General features: G+C 67.0%; 18 protein-coding genes and 1 tRNA gene. 8 read left to right on the top strand and 11 right to left on the bottom strand.

The window, feature by feature from the left end:
• Positions 1-4: 4 nt before the first annotated feature.
• The 3 genes from mshC to AC5RT8_RS02600 are packed head-to-tail and all read right to left on the bottom strand — an operon-like array spanning position 5 to position 2,488.
• Positions 5-1,285, bottom strand: coding sequence for a cysteine--1-D-myo-inosityl 2-amino-2-deoxy-alpha-D-glucopyranoside ligase (gene mshC, locus AC5RT8_RS02610; protein WP_494094138.1), 1,281 nt, complete (start codon positions 1,283-1,285; stop codon positions 5-7).
• Positions 1,286-1,307: 22 nt separating this feature from the next.
• Entirely contained in the window at positions 1,308-2,132 is an 825-nt protein-coding gene (locus tag AC5RT8_RS02605; protein ID WP_494094137.1) for an undecaprenyl-diphosphate phosphatase, read from the bottom strand.
• A gap of 44 nt (positions 2,133-2,176) precedes the next feature.
• Complete coding sequence (locus AC5RT8_RS02600; RefSeq protein ID WP_494094136.1) at positions 2,177-2,488, bottom strand: hypothetical protein; 312 nt, start codon at positions 2,486-2,488, stop codon at positions 2,177-2,179.
• A gap of 41 nt (positions 2,489-2,529) precedes the next feature.
• On the opposite strand from AC5RT8_RS02600, the gene AC5RT8_RS02595 reads away from it, so the two are divergent.
• Positions 2,530-2,763 (top strand): DUF5703 family protein, encoded by a 234-nt coding sequence (locus AC5RT8_RS02595; RefSeq protein ID WP_494094135.1) that lies wholly within the window; start codon positions 2,530-2,532, stop codon positions 2,761-2,763.
• A 22-nt stretch (positions 2,764-2,785) separates the two neighbouring features.
• Here AC5RT8_RS02595 and AC5RT8_RS02590 read toward each other — a convergent pair whose 3' ends face one another.
• Both AC5RT8_RS02590 and AC5RT8_RS02585 read right to left on the bottom strand, forming a co-directional pair.
• Positions 2,786-3,934 carry an acyl-CoA dehydrogenase family protein gene (locus tag AC5RT8_RS02590; protein WP_494094134.1) on the bottom strand — a complete coding sequence of 383 codons (1,149 nt, stop codon included), beginning with the start codon at positions 3,932-3,934 and terminating at the stop codon, positions 2,786-2,788.
• 16 nt (positions 3,935-3,950) lie between these two features.
• On the bottom strand, positions 3,951-5,273 hold the full coding sequence (locus AC5RT8_RS02585; RefSeq protein ID WP_494094133.1) for a M20/M25/M40 family metallo-hydrolase: 1,323 nt from the start codon (positions 5,271-5,273) through the stop codon (positions 3,951-3,953).
• A 192-nt stretch (positions 5,274-5,465) separates the two neighbouring features.
• Between AC5RT8_RS02585 and AC5RT8_RS02580 the strand changes: the two genes are divergently transcribed.
• From AC5RT8_RS02580 to AC5RT8_RS02565, 4 genes are all read left to right on the top strand, one after another.
• Positions 5,466-5,548 (top strand) — tRNA-Leu (locus tag AC5RT8_RS02580).
• Between the two features lie 113 nt (positions 5,549-5,661).
• A complete protein-coding gene (locus AC5RT8_RS02575) occupies positions 5,662-6,960 on the top strand; it encodes a hemolysin family protein (protein WP_494094132.1) in 1,299 nt (432 codons plus the stop codon).
• A gap of 88 nt (positions 6,961-7,048) precedes the next feature.
• Positions 7,049-8,452 (top strand): APC family permease, encoded by a 1,404-nt coding sequence (locus tag AC5RT8_RS02570; protein ID WP_494094131.1) that lies wholly within the window; start codon positions 7,049-7,051, stop codon positions 8,450-8,452.
• A gap of 38 nt (positions 8,453-8,490) precedes the next feature.
• Positions 8,491-8,883 (top strand): universal stress protein, encoded by a 393-nt coding sequence (locus AC5RT8_RS02565; RefSeq protein ID WP_494094130.1) that lies wholly within the window; start codon positions 8,491-8,493, stop codon positions 8,881-8,883.
• 6 nt (positions 8,884-8,889) lie between these two features.
• Here AC5RT8_RS02565 and AC5RT8_RS02560 read toward each other — a convergent pair whose 3' ends face one another.
• From AC5RT8_RS02560 to AC5RT8_RS02540, 5 genes are all read right to left on the bottom strand, one after another.
• A complete protein-coding gene (locus tag AC5RT8_RS02560; protein WP_494094129.1) occupies positions 8,890-9,228 on the bottom strand; it encodes a YciI family protein in 339 nt (112 codons plus the stop codon).
• Positions 9,229-9,278: 50 nt separating this feature from the next.
• Entirely contained in the window at positions 9,279-10,502 is a 1,224-nt protein-coding gene (locus tag AC5RT8_RS02555) for a kynureninase (RefSeq protein WP_494094128.1), read from the bottom strand.
• A gap of 82 nt (positions 10,503-10,584) precedes the next feature.
• A complete protein-coding gene (locus AC5RT8_RS02550) occupies positions 10,585-11,535 on the bottom strand; it encodes a MaoC/PaaZ C-terminal domain-containing protein (protein WP_494094127.1) in 951 nt (316 codons plus the stop codon).
• The gene (locus AC5RT8_RS02545; RefSeq protein WP_494094126.1) at positions 11,532-12,872 is read right to left on the bottom strand and encodes a 3-oxoacyl-ACP reductase; all 1,341 of its coding nucleotides are present in this window, start codon (positions 12,870-12,872) and stop codon (positions 11,532-11,534) included. The genes AC5RT8_RS02550 and AC5RT8_RS02545 overlap by 4 nt, the downstream gene beginning before the upstream one ends.
• Before the next feature lie 2 nt (positions 12,873-12,874).
• Entirely contained in the window at positions 12,875-14,212 is a 1,338-nt protein-coding gene (locus AC5RT8_RS02540) for an acetyl-CoA C-acetyltransferase (RefSeq protein WP_494094125.1), read from the bottom strand.
• An 80-nt stretch (positions 14,213-14,292) separates the two neighbouring features.
• Here AC5RT8_RS02540 and AC5RT8_RS02535 point away from each other — a divergent pair, with 80 nt between their 5' ends.
• The gene (locus tag AC5RT8_RS02535) at positions 14,293-15,012 is read left to right on the top strand and encodes a TetR/AcrR family transcriptional regulator (protein ID WP_494094124.1); all 720 of its coding nucleotides are present in this window, start codon (positions 14,293-14,295) and stop codon (positions 15,010-15,012) included.
• Positions 15,009-17,111 carry an acyl-CoA dehydrogenase family protein gene (locus AC5RT8_RS02530; protein ID WP_494094123.1) on the top strand — a complete coding sequence of 701 codons (2,103 nt, stop codon included), beginning with the start codon at positions 15,009-15,011 and terminating at the stop codon, positions 17,109-17,111. The genes AC5RT8_RS02535 and AC5RT8_RS02530 overlap by 4 nt, the downstream gene beginning before the upstream one ends.
• Positions 17,112-17,190: 79 nt before the next feature.
• On the opposite strand, the gene glgA is transcribed toward AC5RT8_RS02530, so the two are convergent.
• Positions 17,191-18,387, bottom strand: a complete 1,197-nt coding sequence (glgA, locus tag AC5RT8_RS02525; RefSeq protein WP_494094122.1) for a glycogen synthase — start codon at positions 18,385-18,387, stop codon at positions 17,191-17,193.
• Between the two features lie 78 nt (positions 18,388-18,465).
• Here glgA and glgC point away from each other — a divergent pair, with 78 nt between their 5' ends.
• Positions 18,466-19,710, top strand: a complete 1,245-nt coding sequence (gene glgC, locus AC5RT8_RS02520; protein ID WP_494094121.1) for a glucose-1-phosphate adenylyltransferase — start codon at positions 18,466-18,468, stop codon at positions 19,708-19,710.
• Positions 19,711-19,799: the final 89 nt, after the last annotated feature.

Raw genomic sequence — 19,799 nt, 5'->3', positions numbered from 1 at the left:
CCGCTTAGAGCTGGATACCCAGCAGCGCGTTCAGCGCGGAGCAGACCAGTTCCGCGCCGGTCTGGGTTCCGGGCACGTTACCGGATACCGCTGTACCGGCCCAGGCGTCTACGGCCTGCAGGGCGGCGGGAGCGTCCAGGTCATCGGCCAGCGCGGTGCGGATCTGCTGCAGGAGTGCGGCGGCGTCGTCGTCGTTCGCGTGCTGCAGGGCCCTGCGCCAGGTAACCAGGCTTTCCTCGGCTCCGCGCAGCTGGTCGGAGGTCCAGAACCAATCCGTGCGGTAGTGGTGGGACAGCAGCACCAGTCGAATCGCAGCGGGCTCCACTCCCTCGGCGCGCAGCTTCGAGACCAGGACCAGGTTGCCCAGCGACTTGCTCATCTTGGCGCCGTCCAGCCCCACCATGCCCGCGTGGGTGTAGTGCGAAGCCAGCGGCGTGCCTTCGCAGGCAAAGGCATGGCCGGCACTCATTTCGTGGTGTGGGAAGACCAGGTCCGAACCGCCGGCCTGCACGGTGAAGGGACGCGGCAGGAAGCGCTGGGCAATCACGGAGCACTCAATGTGCCAGCCCGGGCGTCCGGTGCCGAGCCTGCCGCCGTCCCAGGACGGTTCGCCGGTGCGTGCCATGCGCCACAGCAGCGGGTCCAGGGCGTTCCGCTTGCCCGGACGCTGCGGGTCTCCCCCGCGTTCGGCGAAAACCGGCAGCATCTGCTCGCGGGTCAGGTGCGAGACCTGCCCCAGCCACCAGGCGTCCGGATCGCCCTCGGCAAGCCGGGAGGCGGCGTCGACGTCGAAGTAGAGATCGCCGTCGGGCTCGCCTGCGGCACCCGGAACCCGGTAGGCCAGGCCGCGGTCCATGAGGTCTTCGACAACCGGAACGATCCACTCCACTGCCTCGACCGCTCCGATGTAGTGGTCCGGGGCCAGGACGTTGAGCGCTTCCATATCGTCGCGGAAAAGCTGGGTCTGTTCCTGGGCCAGTTCGCGCCAGTCCGCTCCGGTGGCGTTGGCGCGTTCGAGCAGCGGATCATCGACGTCGGTGACGTTCTGCACATACCGGACCGAGTGTCCGGCGTCGCGCCACTGCCGGTTCAGCAGGTCGAAGGCCACATAGGTCGACGCATGGCCCATGTGCGTGGCGTCGTACGGAGTGATTCCGCAGACGTACATGCTCGCCTCTCCGGCGGGCCGTACCGCCACGCGTGCCTGCGCGGCCGTGTCATAGAGCCGGACGTCGTCCGACGTGCCGGGCAGGGAGGGCGGGGTTGAAGATTTCCAGGCAATCACCCTTCCACTCTAACGGGCGCGGCTAGGCGGTAAGGACGCCGAAGCCCAGCAGGAGGTAGATGCAGATACCCAGGAGGATGCGGTACCAGACGAAGAGCCGGTAGCTGCGGGTGGAGACGTAGCGCAGGAACCAGCCGATGATGATGAAGCCCACAACGAAGGCGACCACGGTGGCGGCGGCGGTCTGCAGCCCGGTGTAGGGCATCGGTTCATTCAGGGACTTCACCAGCTGGAACAGTCCGCTGCCGAAGACGGCGGGAATGGCGAGCAGGAAGGCGTAGCGTGCAGCTGCTTCACGGGTGTATCCCATGAACAGGCCGGCCGTAATGGTGCCGCCGGAACGGGAAACGCCCGGGATCAGTGCCAGCGCCTGGGCGAAGCCGTACAGGATGCCGTGCCGGTAAGTGAGCTGGTCCAGCGTGCGCTGCTGGCGGCCGACAGCGTCAGCCACTGCCAGGATGATGCCGAAGACGATCAGCATGGTGGCGACGACCCACAGGCTGCGGAAGGTGCTTTCGATCTGGTCCTGGAAAAAGAGGCCAAGGACCACGATGGGAAGGCTGCCGAGGATGATCAGCCAGCCCATGCGGGCGTCCGGGTCGCTGCGCGGCACACGGCCGAACAGGGAACCGAACCAGGACCGGACAATCCGGACAATGTCCTTCCAGAAATACACCGCCACGGCGGTCTCGGTACCCAGCTGGGTGATGGCGGTAAAGGCCGCCCCCGGATCCTGGGCGCCGGGCAGCAGTTCCCCCACGATGCGCAGGTGTGCGCTGGAGGAAATGGGGAGGAATTCTGTCAGGCCCTGGATCAGGCCAAGGAAGATCGCTTCAAACCAATTCACACCTAAGACTCTAATTGACGGACGGCCCGGTCCCGTCCCGGCCGTTACCGGTTGGCCCGGCCCAGCGGGTTGCCGTTGTCTCCGGCCGGCCGGGGCCCGTCGGCCGGGACGTCGCCCGGGTTATCCCCGGCCTCGTAGTCGCCTTCGTCCTCATCGTCTTCGTAGATCTCCAGCGGCGTCACCTCGCCGTAGGCGTCGTAGAGCACTTCCTCATAGACTTCGAAGGCGTCGGCGATGGCCAAGTACGCGCTTTCGACCACCGGATCCTTATCACCACGCCGGGCGGCCGCAGCCGCGAGATGCTCCTCGAACGCGGTGACGAGGGACTGGAGCGCGATGCGCGGATCTATGCTCATGACCTAGACGTTATCGGTAAAGTAGGGAAAATTGGAGGGAAATGCGCGAACAAATTCTTGCACCTGATGTCTCCCGCCGGCGCGAAAATGCACGGGACTACGAGTACCTGGTGGTGTCGGTGGATCCCCACGAATCATTGCCGGACGCCCGGCGACGCCTGGTTGAACATGCCGAATACGGCAAGTGGGAACTGCACCGCAGCCGGATCTACAGCGGCGGCGGCAGGCGGTTCTGGCTGCGCCGAAGGGTCCTGCGCGTCCAGCGGACTCCGTAGCTCTCCCCTGCCGCCCCAGCCCTTACTCCACGGGCCCGAGCACGGCGTTGGCCACACTGGCATGCACGGAGTCCTCGCTCGACGGGTGGAACATCCCGGCGAGGACGTCGCGGTACAGCCGTTCCAGCTCCGACCCCCGGAAATAGCTGCGCCCGCCCGCCACCCGGACCGCGGTTTCGACCACGCCGCGCGCCGTCTCGGTGGTCCGGTACTTTAGCCCCGACAACAGCGGGAACCAGTAGCTGCCGTGGTCGGCGCCGTCTTCCAGGTCCCGTGCCACTGCCCCGAGCTGCAGGTGCACGCCGTCCATCCGCAGGGCCGCGTCGGCAATCTTCCAGCGGGTGGCGGGATCGGACGACGCCGGTTCGCCCGCCCGTGAGGCGCGGCCCCGGGCGGAGTCCGCGGCCAGTTCGACGGCGCGGTCCCCGATGCCCGTGTAGACGGCGGACAGCAGGGTTTCAAACAGGGCGAAAATCCCGAACACGAAGGGATCACTGTGCGGACCCACCGGCGTCGTGCGGACCATCCGCGGTGCCGGCACCACGGCGTTCTCCAGGCGCGTGGTGCAGGACTGGCTGGCCCGCATGCCCATGGTGTTCCAGTCATCGGCGATGCTGATGCCTGCAGTCCCGCGGTCAGCAAAACCAAAGACCAGGTGCGGTTCCTCCGGGTCTGAGGAATCCTTGCCGAAGATACCCAGCCGGGTCCAGGCCGGGGACAGGCTGGTGAAGATCTTGGTGCCGGTGAAGCCGTAGCCGCCGTCGCCCGTGGGACGGGCCTCGGTGTGCGAATCGAAGAGCACGGCGGGGTTGCCGGGTTCGGACACGCCGAAGGCGAACAGCTCGCCCGCGGCTGCTTCCCGGAGGACGAAGTCCAGCGAGTCATCCCCCTTCAGTGCCAGCAGGTGCGCGACCCCGCACCAGACCAGGTGCATGTTCACGGCCAGCGCCGTAGCCGGAGCCGCGGACGCCAGGAGGCGCTGGCAGGCGACGACGTCGGGAATCCCCATCCCGGCTCCGCCCTCCGAAGCCGGCGTGAACAGGGCGAGGTAACCCGCCGCCCGCAGGTCTTCCAAGTCCTCCGTGAAGAAGCTGTTGGTCTCGTCGTAGCCTGCGGCACGGGAGCGCAGGCGCTCCAACAGTTCCGGAGTAAGGATCTCAGTAGCGGCCACAGGGGTCCTCCTTGGGTCAGTAGCTCGTGAGCAGGCGGGACAGGACCCGGGTGCCGAACTTCAGGGAGTCCACCGGCACCCGCTCGTCGACGCCGTGGAACATGCCGGTGAAATCAAGCTCGGCGGGCAGGCGCAGCGGGGCGAAACCGTAGCCGGTGATGCCCAGCCGGCTCAGGGACTTGTTGTCCGTGCCCCCGGAGAGTGTGTAGGGCAGCACCGGAGCGCCCGGATCCTCTGCCTGCAGGGCGCTGATCATCGAGTCGACAAGGTTGCCCTTGAACGGTACTTCAAGGGAGACATCCTTGTGTTCATAGCTGACGTCGATGCCTTCGCCGGCCAACTCGCGGATGGTGGCCAGGACCTGTTCCTCCTGACCGGGCAGGGTCCGCGCATCGATCAGGGCTTCGGCCGTGCCCGGAATGACGTTGTGCTTGTACCCGGCATTGAGCACCGTGGGGTTGGAGGTGTTCTGCAGGGTGGCACCCACGAACCGGGCCACCGTGCCCAGCTCGGCAAGGATCCGGTCCGGGTTGTCCGGATCGAACTCGACGCCGGTCAGTTCCGTGACGCCGTCCAGGAAGGCCCGGGTGGTGTCTGTCAGTTCGATGGGCCAGGGATGGCTGCCGATGTTCGCCACGGCGCGGGCCAGCCGGGTGACGGCGTTGTCGGTGTTGATCTGGGAGCCGTGCCCGGCCCGGCCGTGGGCCACCAGCCGCAGCCAGGAGATGCCCTTCTCCGCTGTCTGCAGCAGATACGTCCGCTTCCCGCCGATGGTTGCCGAGAAGCCGCCCACCTCGGAGATGGCCTCCGTAGCGCCGTCGAACAGCTCCGGCCGGTGTTCCACCGCCCAGCGCGCTCCGTAGTCGCCCCCCGCTTCCTCATCGGCGAAGAACGCGAAGACAATGTCCCGGCGCGGGCGGGTGCCGGTCCGTGCCATGGAGCGCATCACGGACAGGATCATGGCATCCATGTCCTTCATGTCGACGGCACCGCGGCCCCAGATCAGCCCTTCCCGTTCCTCGCCGCTGAACGGGTCCACCGTCCAGTCCTCCTTCTGCGCCGGCACCACGTCGAGGTGTCCGTGGACCACCAGCGCCGGCAGGGAGGAATCGGTGCCCTCCATCCGCGTGACCACGGAAGCCCGCCCCGGGGCGGACTCGAAGAGATCGGCAGACAGGCCGGCTTCTTCAATCAGGCCGGCGGTGTACTCCGCTGCGGCACGCTCCCCCGGACCGGAGTTGTCACCGAAGTTGGAGGTGTCAAAGCGGATGAGCTCTTGGCAGATCCGGGTTACCTCATCTTCGGCGCGGGGCTGCTCGGCACGGACGTCTGTGGGCATGGGGTTCTCCTTCGGTGACCTGTGCAGCCAGCTTAGCCAGCGAAGGGCCGTGGCGGGCCGTATTTCCCTGCGACAGGGCGCGGACCGGCCCCCGGCTTGGGCCGATTCGTGGTTCGGACCAAAACCGTGTTAGAGTTTTTCCCGTTGCTTCCACAGCTTTGAAACAACTGAAGGGCTGTGGAGATCACCCAAGCGCGGGTGGCGGAATGGCAGACGCGCTAGCTTGAGGTGCTAGTCCTCTAACGAGGGTGGGGGTTCAAGTCCCCCTCCGCGCACAGCGAAGTCCTCCTGGAATCTCCGGATTCCGGGAGGACTTTTTTGTTTGCCCGAAACCGCCCGGTGTGATCTTTGACTCACATCCCCCGGCACGCTTCGGTACCCTCGGACCATGGACGGCAGCTATGCCCTTAACCTCCTGCTCGTACTGTTCTTCATCCTGCTGGGCGGAATCTTCGCCGGCGCGGAAATGGCTTTGGTCTCCCTCCGCGAGAGCCAGATCAGTGCGATAGAGCGGACGGGAAAGCAGGGCAGGCGGACGGCACGCCTGGCCCGCAACCCGAACCTGTTCCTGTCCGCCATCCAGATCGGCGTGACGCTCTCCGGTTTCTTCTCGGCCGCGTACGGTGCGTCGGCACTGGCTCCGGCGGTGGTGCCCCTGCTGCGGCAGTGGGGTGTGCCGCAGCCGACGGCGGAAACCACCGCGCTGATCCTGCTCACCCTTGCCGTGGCCTACCTGTCCCTGGTGTTTTCGGAGCTGGTCCCGAAGCGGCTGGCCATGCAGAACGCGGCCGCCTTCGCGCGGATCCTCTCCCCCGCCCTGAACCTGTTTGCGGTGCTGATGCGCCCCGTCATCCGGCTGCTGTCCTTCTCGACGGATACCGTGGTGCGGTTGCTGGGCGGTGACCCGCAGGTGAAGACCGTGCCGGTGAGCAGCCAGGAGCTGTGGGACATGGTGGCCGCCAGCCCGATGCTGGCCGAGGACAGCCGCCGGATCCTTTCGGACGTTTTCGGGGCGGGCACGAGGCTGGTGCAGGAGGTAATGCGGCCCCGGACCGAGGTGGTGTTTGTCCCGGCGGACCTCCCGCTGGAAGACGCACGCACCCGGGTGCGGCACCAGCCCTATTCCCGGTACCCGGTGACCGGAGGGTCAGTGGACGACATCCTGGGGTTCATCCACGTCCGTGACCTGATGCCGGACCCGGATGCTCCGGATCCGGATGGACGCACCGTAGCCGACATCCTGCGTCCCGTCCTGTTCCTGCCCGGGACCGCTGCAGTGCTGCCGTCGCTGGGCCGGATGCGCCGGGAAAACAGCCATATCGCCGTCGTCGCCGATGAATACGGGGGCACGGACGGCATTGTCACACTCGAAGACCTGGTGGAGGAACTGGTCGGAGAGATATACGACGAGTACGACACCGGCCGGGATCCCGAAGACCGCTACCGCAGGGAAAAGGGTCAGCTGGTGGTGGACGGCGCCCTCATCCTGCAGGAGTTCGAACGGCTGACCGGCATCGGCCTGCCGGAGGGCCAGTATGAAACCGTGGCCGGATACATCCTGGAGCAGCTGGGCCGGATGGCCCGGCCCGGTGACACCGTGCCCGCCCCGGGCTGCCGGCTCGAGGTCCTGGGCGTGCGGGGGCGCCGGATCGGCGCGGTCCGGGTGATTCCTGCGGCGCCCGGTTAAACCGTCACCGCCGACCGTTGCCTATTGGGCGCGACACCGCGCAGAATACCGACCAACGCGGCATCCCTGAACGTCCGGAAGGACAGCCATGGCTGACATCAAAGCGGAAACCGTCCAGCCCGAGCTCAAGCGGGTCATGGGCACCAAGCTGCTGCTGCTCTTTATCGTCGGAGATATCCTCGGCACCGGTGTCTATGCGCTGACCGGACAGGTGGCCGGCGAAATCGGCGGCGCCGCGTGGGCGCCCATCCTGCTGGCGTTCGCGGTGGCGACCATTACCGCCCTGTCCTACCTTGAACTGGTCACCAAGTACCCGCAGGCCGCCGGTGCGGCCCTGTACACCCACAAGGCCTTCGGGGTGCATTTCCTGACCTTCCTCGTGACCTTCGCCGTGCTCTGTTCCGGAATCACCTCCGCCTCTACGGCATCGAAATTCCTTGCCGAGAATTTCATCGTCGGCTTTCACCTGGAGTGGGGGCAGGCTGCGGTCACTGCGGTCGCCGTGACCTTCGTGCTGCTGCTGGCGGCGGTCAACCTGCGGGGTGCGGCCGAAAGCGTGAAGTTCAACATCGTGCTGACGGCCATTGAGCTGACCGGGCTGCTGATCGTGATTGCCATCGGTTTCTGGGCCATGAGCCAGGGCAATGTGGATTTCTCCCGGGTGGTCGTCTTTGAAACCGCGGAGGGCAAGGGCGTATTCCTGGCCCTGACCGGAGCCACGGCCCTGGCGTTCTTTTCGATGGTCGGCTTCGAAGATTCAGTGAACATGGCCGAAGAGACCCGTGATCCTTCGAGGATTTTCCCCAAGGTCATGCTCACGGGCCTGACCATCACGGTCTGCGTCTATCTGCTGGTCTCGATCACCGCCGTGGCGCTGGTGCCGGTGGGGCAGCTCTCGGAATCCACCACCCCGTTGCTGGACGTGGTGCGGGCCGGCGCCCCGAATCTGCCCGTGGACACCATTTACCCGTTCCTTTCCATCTTCGCCGTCGCGAACACCGCCCTGATCAACATGCTCATGGCCAGCCGCCTGCTGTACGGCATGGCGAAGCAGGACGTCGTGCCCCGCGGCCTGTCGGCGGTTCTTCCCGGGCGCCGCACACCATGGGCATCGATCCTCTTTACGACGGCGATTGCGGTGGGGCTGATCATCGTGGTCACCAACTTCATGGGCCGCGAAACGGTGACGGCGCTCGGCGGAACCACCGCGCTGCTGCTGCTGGCGGTCTTCGCCGTGGTCAACATTGCCTGCCTTGTCCTGCGCCGGTCTCCTGTCGACCGGGCGCACTTCCGCTCGCCGGGCATCATGCCCTTCATCGGTGCCGCCACTTGTGCCTTCCTGCTGGGTCCGTGGGCGCAGGACGCCATCGAGTACCGGATTGCCGGGTTGCTGCTGCTGCTCGGTCTGGCACTATGGGTGATCACCTGGGCCTGGAACCGGGGCGTCAAGGCCCGCCGGACCCGGTTCAGCGACCCTTCGCAGCTGAGTTGACCCAGGCAGGAAGAGGCCCAGGCAGGAAGAAGGAAACCATGAGCGTCGTCGTCGGATACGTCCCCACTCCCGAGGGGGAAACAGCACTGCGCGCAGCCCTCCGCGCCGCCCGGGACCTGGCCACCGGCCTCGTGGTCGTCAACGTGGAAAGTACGCGCAAGCCCCGCTCTGGAGCCGCTCCGGACTACCTGCAGACCCTCGCCGGGGTCCTGGAGGGCAGCGGCGTTTCCCACGTCCTCCTTCACCCGATCGGGGACTTCGACGCCGCCGAAGAGATCCTGAAGGCAGTGGAAAACCACGGTGCCGGGCTGGTGGTGCTGGGGATCCGGCACCGGACGCCCGTGGGCAAGCTCATCCTGGGCAGCACCTCCCAGCGCGTGCTGCTGGAGGCCTCCTGCCCGGTCCTTGCGGTCAAGGCCGGCCAGGCCTAGGGCCGGCTAGCTCTCCGGGTCAAACCAAAACTCGCGCAGTTCCTGCGGGCACCGGCAGGAGACGGCGATCTTCCGTGCCCACTCCTCCGCGTCCGCACGGCCCGGCAGTTCCAGCACGGTGAAGCCGCCCTTGAGCCGGCTGCCGGGATAGATATCCGGGCTCACCGACCCGTCGGCGGAAACCAGCACAGGCTCAATCTCCTCCGCGATCCCGCCGCCGAATACATAGACGCCGGCGGCCTTCGCTTCCGCAATTACGGCGCGGGAATCGGCGGCGACGACGGGAAGCTCCTCGGGCGTGACCACCATGGCTTCAGTCGGAAAGGAAATGAGGTATTTGGTCATGCCCCCGATAATGGCCTGCGGCCGGCCGGACGGCAACGGGTGGGCGCAGGTCAGGCCTTGAGCTCGGCCAGGACCGCTTCGATCCCTGTGAAGGTCTCCGTGAAGGACGTGGACAGCGGAGACAGGCCCAGCCGGATACCGTCCGGATTGCGGTAATCCGGAATGACGCCCTGCTTCCACAAGGCGGCGGTGGCAGCCCGGAACTTCGGATGGTCGATGGTGATGTGGCTGCCGCGGCGGTCCGGATGGCGGGGAGAGGCCAGCACGACGCCGTGCGGGGCCAGCAGTACGTCGACGGCCGTGACGGCGTATTCGGTGAGCGCCTTCGACTTCGCGCGGACGGCGTCCATCCCGGCCTCACCGATCAGGGCAATCATGTCCCGCATGGCAAGCATGCCCAGGATGGGCGGGGTGCCGGAGACCAGCCGGCGGATGCCCCGGGCCGGAACGTAGCCCTGCACCATGCCGAACGGGTCGTCCGAACCCAGCCAGCCCTGGATGGGCTGGGAGAACTCCGCCTGGTGGCGGGCGGCCACGTAGGCCCACGCCGGCGCTCCGGGTCCGCCGTTCAGGTACTTGTAGCTGCAGCCCACGGCATAGTCCGTGCCCTCGGCATCGAGCTGCGCAGGGACGGCACCCACCGAATGGCACAGGTCCCACAGGACCAGTCCCCCGGCGTCGTGTACCACCTTATTGATGGCGGCCGAGTCGGCAAGATAGCCGGAGCGGTAGGCCACGTGGCTGAACACGGCCAGCGCGGTCTGCGGACCCACGGCCTCTGCGACCGCTTCGGCGGTCACCCCGCCGGCGTAGTCGGCGGACACCCAGCGCAGGGTCAGGCCGCATTCGCGTGCCACGCCTTCCAGGACGTACCGGTCGGTCGGGAAGTTGTCGGCATCGAGCAGGATTTCGGTTCGGCCGGGGCGGGCGGCGACGGCGGCACGGGCCAGCTTGTACAGCAGCACGGTGGTGGAGTCCGCCACGATGCACTGTCCGGGGGCGGCACCGAGCGCCACCTCGCCGAGCTCGTCGCCGATCCGGCCGGGCGTCTCGAGCCACTGCTCGTCCCAGCCGCGGATCAGGCGTCCGCCCCACTGGTGCGCCACGAAGTCCTGCAGGTTTTCGGCGGTGGCGCGGAGCGGGCGGCCCAGGGAATTCCCGTCCAGGTACGCCCGGACTCCCTCTGCCGGCAGGAACCGGTCCCGGTAGCCCGCGAGGGGATCGGCGGCGTCGAGTTCCTTGGCGGCAACCAGCAGGCCGGCGGCATCAATCATGGTCGAACCTTAGCAGGAGGTACACGAAGCCCGTCCGCTTCCGGGCACTTGCCGGAGGCGGACGGGCTGTTTACGGAGGTGCTTAGGCGCCGGTGGCGGCGCTGAATCCGTGCGGTCCGGACACGGTGTCCAGCGGCGTGACCGAGCCGGCGAAGTGCCGGCGGTGGGACCGGGGGTTCCAGCCGGTGAAGGTGGAACCGGCCCACCCGTCGGCGGTCTCGTCGTCGGAGATGGCCACGGCAACGGTCCCCGGCAGGAACACCGGCGACTCGAAGTCGATGGTCCATTGGAACGGACCCTCATGGGTCTGCACCGCATCCCCGACCACGCGGGAGGCCAGGTACATGCCGTGCGCGAGGGACTGCTTCATGCCCAGGGCCTTGGCCGAGAGGCGGCTGAGGTGGATGGGATTGAAGTCGCCGGAGACCCGCGCATAGTTGCGTCCGGCGTCGGCACCCAGCCGCCAGAGCGCCGTCGGGAGGGGAGGAATGAACTCCGCCCGCACCGCCGACTTGTCCGGACGGTCGATCTTCGGCAGGAAGACGCCCTTGGCCAGATACGTGGAACGGCCCCGCCACACAGTCTCCGGGCCGCCGTCGGCATCCACGGCGACCTCCGCCACGAGTTCCACAGAGGTTCCCGCACGGTGGCCGGCAAGGTTTTCCGCCCACGCCGTGACCGTCAGCGGTTCTCCGTAGTGGATCGGCCGCAGGTGCTGCACCTCATTGCGCAGGTGCACCATCCCGAGCAGGGGCAGCGGGAAGTCCTCGCGCGCCATGACGCTCATGGCCACCGGGAAGGCAAAGGTATGCACGTATCCGGTGGGCAGGTAGTCGGTGGCGCTGTGCAGGACCAGCCGCTGGAAATCGGTGAGCCGGTCCAGGTCCACGGAGGCGTTGCGCACTATGTGCCGGTCCGCCGGAAGGGTCCCGGCGCCCTTGGACGGCGTCAGGCGCGACTTCGCCGCGCTGCCCACCGCACCGGCGTACAGCCGCCCGAGCGCCGGAATTTCATTCAGCTGGGTGTCCGTCATGCGCCCACCATGTTCTGGCCGCAGACCCGCACCACCTGGCCGTTGACGCCTGCCGCGGCGTCGGAGGCGAGGAAGGAAATGGTCTCCGCGACGTCGATGGGCAGGCCGCCCTGCTGCAGGCTGGAGAGCCGGCGGGCAACCTGCCGGGTAAGCGCGGGAATGGCCGCGGTCATGTCGGTTTCAATGAAGCCCGGTGCGACGGCGTTGATCGAACCGCCGCGCGGTGCCAGCAGCGGTGCGGTGGCACGGACCATGCCGATCACGCCGCCCTTGGACGCTGCGTAGTTGGTCTGTCCCCGGTTGCCGGCAATGCCGCTGGTGGATGCCAGCGAGACGATCCGGCCTTCGGGGGTGAACCCGCCGGAGGCCAGGAAGGTTTCATTCATCCGCAGCTGCGAGGCAATGTTGACGGCAATGACCGAGCCCCAACGGGCTTCGTCCATGTTGGCCAGCAGCTTGTCACGCGTGATGCCGGCGTTGTGGATCACGATGTCCAGGTGCCCGTAGCGTTCGACGGCGTGGGTGAGGATGCGGTCAGCGGCGTCCTCGCGGGTGATGTCGACCTGGAGCGCGGTGCCGGAAATCTCGTTGGCCACCTGGGCCAGCTGCTCTCCGGCCGCAGGCACGTCCACCACGATGACCTGCGCACCGTCGCGGTGCAGCACGCGGGCAATGGCTGCGCCGATGCCGCGGGCGGCCCCCGTAACCACAGCGACCTTGCCGGCAAGCGGCGCGTTCCAGTCCCCGGGAAGCTTCCCGGCATCCGAGCCGACAGTGACGAACTGGCCGCTGACGTAGGCGCTCTTACCCGAGAGCAGGAACCGCAGGGCAGCCGCGACCGAAGGAGCAGTTGCCTGTACGCCGTTGGCCAGCACAATGCCATTGGCCGTGGCACCGGCACGCAGCTCGTGCGCAATGGAACGCAGGGTGCCGTCGACGCCCTGGCGGGCCGCGGCCGCTGCCGGATCCTGGGCTTCTGCGGCAGGGCGGGAAACGGTGATGACCCGCCCGCCGGGGGCAAGGTCCCGCAGGGCCGCACCGGCGGCAAGGGTAGGTTCACCCAGGTCCGTCGGTGCGGCGGCGTCGTCGAGCACGATCAGGATGGCACCGAGCTTTTCCTTCGGCGTGGCGTGCCGGCGCACGTCCTGGTCCCAGCCGAGGAGCAGCTGAGACAGCTCGTTGGCGGCCGTGCTCCCTCCCAGCACGAGCACCGGACCCGGCACGAGCGGCTGAGCCGGATCGAAGCGGCGCAGGATCGCAGGCCGGGGCAGGCCCAGCTTCTTGGAGAGCTCCTTGGTGAAGCCCTTGTTCACGAGGTTCAGGTAGGCGTCGCTCATGATCAGCGTGCCTCCAGGATCGCGACGAGGCCCTGCCCGCCGGCAGCGCAGATGGAGATGAGGCCGCGGCCGGAGCCCTTTTCATGCAGCATCTTGGCCAGCGACGCCACGATCCGGCCGCCGGTGGCGGCGAACGGGTGGCCGGCGGCGAGGGAGGAGCCGTTGACGTTGAGCTTGCTGCGGTCGATGCTGCCCAGCGGGGCGTCCAGGCCCAGCCGGGTGCGGCAGAATTCCTCGTCCTCCCAGGCAGCCAGGGTGGAGAGCACGGTGCCGGCGAAGGCCTCGTGGATTTCGAAGAAGTCGAAATCGTCGAAGGTGAGCCCATGGCGGGCCAGCAGGCGCGGGACGGCGAAGGCCGGAGCCATCAGCAGTCCGTCCTTGCCGTGCACGAAGTCGACGGCGCCGGCTTCGGCATCCACGATGTTCGCCAGCATCGGCAGGTCGTGTTCGCGGGCATAGTCTTCCGAGCCCAGCAGTACCACGGAAGCGCCGTCGGTCAGCGGGGTGGAGTTACCGGCGGTCATGGTGGCGGCGTCGCCCAGGGACTTGCCGAAGACGGGCTTGAGCTTGGCCAGCTTTTCCCTGGTGGTGTCGGGGCGCAGATTCGCGTCCTTTGCCAGGCCGCGGTACGGGGTGACGAGGTCGTCGAAGAACCCGCGGTCGTAGGCGGCAGCCATGTTGCGGTGGCTGTTGAAGGCCAGTTCGTCCTGCGCTTCGCGGGTGATCTTCCACTGGGCGGTGGTCAGGGCCTGGTGCTCGCCCATGGACAGCCCGGTGCGCGGCTCGCCGGTGGAGGGCGCGTTCGGGGACAGGTCCTTGGGGCGGATCTTGGCGACCGCGGCCAGCTTCTGCTTGGTGGTGCGGGCGCGGGACAGGTCCAGCAGTGCCCGGCGGAGGCCTTCGCTCACGGCGATGGGGGCGTCCGAAGCGGAGTCGACGCCGCCGGCAATGGCGGATTCAAGCTGTCCCAGCTTGATCTTGTTGGCGAGGCTGACCACCGTTTCGAGGCCGGTGGCGCAGGCCTGCTGCACGTCATAGGCGGGGGTCTCAGGCGACAGCGCCGAGCCCAGGACCGCTTCACGCGTCAAGTTGAAATCGCGGGAGTGCTTCAGGACCGCGCCGCCGGCAACTTCGCCGATGCGTTCGCCCTGCAGGCCGAAACGGGCAATCAGCCCGTCCAGCGCGGCGGTGAGCATGTCCTGGTTGGAGCTGTAGGTGTACTTGCCGCCTGAGCGGGCGAAGGGAATGCGGTTTCCGCCGATCACCACCGCCTTGCGCACGGAAGAGCCGGCGCCGTTGGTCGTGGGGGTAGCTCGTGCGGATTCAGGCTGTGCAGCCATTCGTCGTTCTCCTTGGGAGTCCATGGGGGGCGATGTGACGCCAGTTACTGTAACCCAGCGTACCTGATACGCTCAGTATCGTGAACAACGCACTTGAAGATCCGTCTGTGCCGTCCCCGGCTGCGGACGGCCGCGCCCTTCGCTGGGAAGCGCACCGGGCCGAGCGCCGTCGTACCCTCATCAAGACCGCCCGCCGGGCGGTCCATACCCTGGGCTGCGCGGCGTCGATGGAAGAGATTGCCGCCGCTTCCGGGACGTCGAAGTCCGTGTTCTACCGCTATTTCGGAGACAAGGCCGGACTGCAGAAGGCCATGGGCGAAATGGCGGTGGCACGGATGCAGGAAAAGATCCTGGAAGCGGGCCGGACAGCCATCTCCGTCCGGTCCGGGCTGCGCGCCATGGTTTCCGCCTACCTGCAGATGGCCGAAACCTCCCCCAACGTGTATCTCTTCGTCACCGGCCAGCTGGCCGACGGCGGACCGGGACAGATCGATTCCACCCTCTCCTCGTTCTTCGAAACCATCACGGCAATGATGGACTCGGCCATGCGCCATTACCTCGAGGGCCGGGAGGTTCCACCCGAGGCCAGCGCCACCGCGCAGTACTGGCCCACGGCGGCACTCGGGATGATCCGGGCAGCAGGTGAGCGGTGGATTGCCGCTCCCCCCGGCCCCGGGAAGCCCACGGAAGAACAAATGACCGACCAGCTGACCGCCTGGCTCTTTGACGGCATCGGCTACGACCGGGGACACCCGTCCCCCGCCCCTGCTCCCTCCAACCACGAGAAGGAAACGCAATGACGCAAACACTTTCCCCCACCGAACGGCAGCTGCCGGCCAGCGCCGCGATCAGCGACAACGACGCCGCCGTCGTGGACGTGGAGTCGCTGGGCCGGGTCCTGCTCGGCACCTGGGCCGAAAACCGGCTTGCAGCCCGCAGGCTCGCCGGCATGGAAGCCATGCAGACGCCTGCGGGGCTGACGTACACCGAGCACCGGAAGCGGGTCATGGACCAGCTGAAGATCCTGGTGGAAAGCAAGTCCGTCCACGGGGCGTTCCCCAAGTACGTGGGCGGCGAGGACAGCCACGGTGCAAACGTCGCAGGCTTTACCGAACTCGTGGTGGCCGATCCGTCGCTGCAGATCAAGGCCGGCGTCCAGTGGGGCCTCTTCGGTTCCGCCGTAATGCACCTGGGCACCAGGGAGCACCATGAAAAATGGCTGCCGGGCATCATGAGCCTGGAGATTCCGGGCTGCTTCGCCATGACCGAAACCGGCCACGGTTCCGACGTCGCGAGCATCGCCACCACGGCTGAATACGACGCCGCGTCCGAAGAGTTCATCATCAACACGCCCTTCCGTGCCGCCTGGAAGGACTACATCGGCAACGCCGCCGTCAACGGCAAGGCCGCCGTCGTGTTCGCCCACCTCATCACCCGCGGTGTCGACCACGGCGTTCATGCCTTCTACGTGGAGCTGCGTGACGACAACGGCTTCCTGCCCGGCGTCGGCGGCGAGGATGACGGCGTCAAGGGCGGACTGAACGGCATTGACAACGGCCGGCTGCACTTCTGCAATGTGCGCATCCCCCGGACCAACCTGCTCAACAAATACGGCGACGTCGCCGCGGACGGCACCTACACCTCCGCCATTGCCAGCCCCGGCCGCCGTTTCTTCACCATGATCGGCACCCTCGTGCAGGGGCGCGTTTCCCTCGACGGCGCGGCCGTCAATGCCAGCAAGCTGGCGCTGAAGACGGCCATCCAGTACGGCACCGAGCGGCGCCAGTTCAACGGCGCCTCGGACATCAAGGAAGAGGTGCTGATGGACTACCAGCAGCACCAGCGCCGCCTGCTCCCCCGCCTGGCCACAACGTTCGCTGCGGCCTTCGCGCACGAGGAACTGCTGCACAAGTTCGACGATGTCTTCTCCGGGGCCCACGACACCGACGAAGACCGCCAGGACCTGGAAACACTGGCGGCGGCCTTGAAGTCGCTGTCCACCTGGCATGCCCTGGATACGCTGCAGGAATGCCGCGAAGCCACCGGCGGCGCCGGGTTCCTGTCCGAAAACCGGTTGACCGCCCTGCGCGCGGACCTGGATGTCTATGTCACCTTCGAAGGTGACAACACGGTGCTGCTGCAGCTGGTCGCCAAGCGCCTGCTGGCCGACTACGCCAAGGAATTCGCCGGAGCGGACTTCGGTGTCCTCGCCCGCTATGTGGTGGGCCAGGCCACGGATCTGACCCTGCACCGCACGGGCCTGCGCCGGATTGCCCAGTCCTTCCGCGACTCCGGCTCGGAGAAGAAATCCGCCATTGCCCTGCGCGATCCGCGGACCCAGCACGACCTGCTGGCGGACCGGGTCGGGACCATGGTCGCCGAAGTTGCCACTGCGCTCAAGGAAGCCCGCGGGCTGCCGAAGGACAAGGGCGCCGCCGTCTTCAACGACAACCAGCACGCCCTGATCGAAGCCGCACGTGCCCACGCCGAACTGCTCCAGTGGGAGGCCTTCACCCGCGGGCTGGAAAAGGTGGAGGACGAGGGCACCCGGCAGGTCCTGACCTGGGTCCGCGACCTGTTCGGTCTGTGCCTGATTGAAAAGAACCTGGGCTGGTACCTGATGAACGGACGCCTGTCCGCCCAGCGCGCCCGCACCCTCGGGCCGTACATCAACCGCCTGCTGGCCAAGATCCGCCCGCATGCCCTGGACCTGGTGGACTCCTTCGGGTACGGCCAGGAACACCTGCGGGCCAAGGTTGCCTCCGGTGCGGAGAAGGGCCGCCAGGACGAGGCAATGGAGTACCAGCGCCTGCTGCGGGCCAGCGGTGCCGCTCCGGTGGACGAGAAGATCCTGATTGCCCGACAGAAGGCCGCGCAGAAGAAGTCCGGCCGGAAGTAGCGGGTTCCTCCGTGGGACACGGAAGGCGCCGTCGCATCAGCGGCGGCGCCTTCTTCGTGTTCAGGGCTGGTTGTGCCTGCTACTTCAGGACGGACCGGTAGACATCGAGGGTGGTTTCGGCGATGGACTCCCAGGAGAACTGCTCGGTGGCACGGGCCCGGCCGGCCTCGCCCATCCGCCGGGCCAAATCCGGATCGCTGACCACTGCGGTCAGGGCAGCGGCGAAGTCCTGCACGAACTTCTCCGGGTCCAGCGGCGTGCCGGTACCGTCGGTGACCTGGTCGATGGGTACCAGCAGGCCGGTGACGCCGGTGTCCACCACTTCCGGGATCCCGCCGGTGGCGCTGGCGACGACGGCGGTGCCGCAGGCCATGGCCTCAAGGTTCACGATGCCCAGCGGTTCATAGACCGACGGGCAGGCAAAGACGGTGGCGACGGAGAGGATCTTGATCAGCTCGGCGCGCGGAAGCATGCGCTCGATGACCACGACGCCGGTGCGGGTGCGCCGCAGTTCCTCGATCAGCCCCGCGGTCTCCGCAGCCAGTTCGGGGGTATCCGCCGCACCGAGGCACAGGACCAGCTGGACCTCCGGCGGCAGCAGCGCCGCCGCACGGAGCAGATACGGTACGCCCTTCTGGCGGGTGTTCCTGCCCACAAAAACCACACTGGGACGGTCAGGATCAATCCCGAAGGCGCGGACGCCCTCGGTGTCTGCATCCGGCTGCCACTGCTGCACGTCGATCCCGTTGTGGACCACCCGCACCTTCGAAGGATCCACGTCCGGATAGCTGCGCAGGATGTCCTGCCGCATGCCTTCGGAGACCGCGATGATGGCGGCCGCCGCTTCGTAGGCGGTCTTCTCCACCCAGGAGGACACCGCGTATCCCCCGCCGAGCTGCTCGGCCTTCCACGGACGCAGCGGCTCCAGGCTGTGGGCGCTGAGGACGTGCGGTATGCCGTGCAGCAGCGACCCCAGGTGGCCGGCCATGTTGGCGTACCAGGTATGTGAATGGACCAGGTCCGCGCCGGCCAGGTTGGCCAGGATTTCCAGGTCCGTGCCCAGGGTCTGCACTGCCGGGTTCGCGGAATGCAGTTCCGCCGGTACCCCGTAGCTCCTTACCTTTGCGCCATGGAAATCTTCGGGTCGCGGCGCCCCGAAACAATGCACATTCAAATCTACTTCTCCGGCCAGGACACGGCTGAGCTCGGCAACGTGAACGCCTGCTCCCCCGTAGATTTCCGGCGGGAATTCCTTCGACACAATATCTACTCGCACTAAACCAACGTAGTGCACCGGGCAACCTGTGATCTAGTGTGAAGTCAGTAGTCTTATTTTTTGGAAGAGGTTCAGACAATGGCGCCTAAGAAGGTCCTTGCAGTAGTTCTCGCCGGCGGCGAGGGTAAACGGCTCATGCCGCTTACCGCAGATCGGGCTAAACCGGCGGTTCCGTTTGCCGGGCGCTACCGGCTCATCGACTTCGCATTATCGAACCTGGTGAACTCCGGGTACCTGCAGATCGTGGTCCTGACCCAGTACAAGTCCCACAGCCTGGATCGGCACATCTCCGAGACCTGGCGGCTTTCCACCCAGCTCCAGAACTACGTGGCATCGGTGCCCGCCCAGCAGCGTGTGGGCAAGAGCTGGTTCCTCGGCAGCGCAAACGCGATCTACCAGTCCATGAACCTGATTGAGGACGCCCAGCCGGACATCGTCGTCGTCATCGGCGCGGACCACGTCTACCGCATGGACTTTTCACAGATGGTGGAGGCGCACATTGCTTCCGGCGCCTCGGTGAGCGTTGCCGCCGTGCGGCAGCCGCTGCACCTGGCGGACCAGTTCGGCGTGATCGAAACCGATCCCGAGAACCCGGAGCGCATTGCCGCATTCGTGGAAAAGCCGGAATCCACCCCGGGCCTGCCGGACGATCCCGACAGCTTCCTGGCCTCCATGGGCAACTACGTCTTCAACACCGACGCCCTGGTCTCGGCGCTGCAGTGGGACGAGGAACGCCTGGTCACCAAGCACGACATGGGCGGGGACATCATCCCGTACTTCGTGGAACGCGGCGACGCCGCCGTCTACGACTTCACGCGGAACGTCATCCCCGGTGCCACCGGCAACGACCACCGGTACTGGCGCGACGTCGGCACCCTGGACTCCTACTACGACGCCAACATGGACCTGATTTCCCCGCTGCCGGCGTTCAACCTGTACAACCTGAAGTGGCCCATCTACACGCGGCAGAGCATCTCCCCGCCCGCCAAGTTCGTCCGCAGCGCCTCCGACCAGGCCGGTACCGCCTTCGACTCCATCGTGTCCGACGGGACGGTCATTTCCGGCGGCACGGTGACCGGTTCCGTGCTGGCGCAGGACGTCTACGTCGCCTCCAACGCGGAGGTGACCGATTCGGTGCTCATGGACAAGGTGTACGTAGGCGAGGGAGCCGTGGTCCGCCGGGCCATCATCGACAAGAACGTACGCATTCCGGCGGGCGCGACTGTGGGTGTTGACCGGGAACTTGACCTCAGCCGCGGGTTCACCGTGACCGAATCCGGCCTGACGGTGCTCAGCAAGGGGCAGCGGATTCCGGAGGACTAAGCGTCCAGGAGCGGGGGTGCCGGGTGTGAGATATCCCGGCACCCCGCCCCCGATACGGGTGCCCCGGGTCTTCTCCGGTATCCTCTGAA

Source organism: Arthrobacter sp. Ms25 (genome assembly GCF_059090365.1).
Note: the sequence above shows the minus strand (reverse complement) of the source record. Positions and strands in the feature narration are given on the sequence as shown.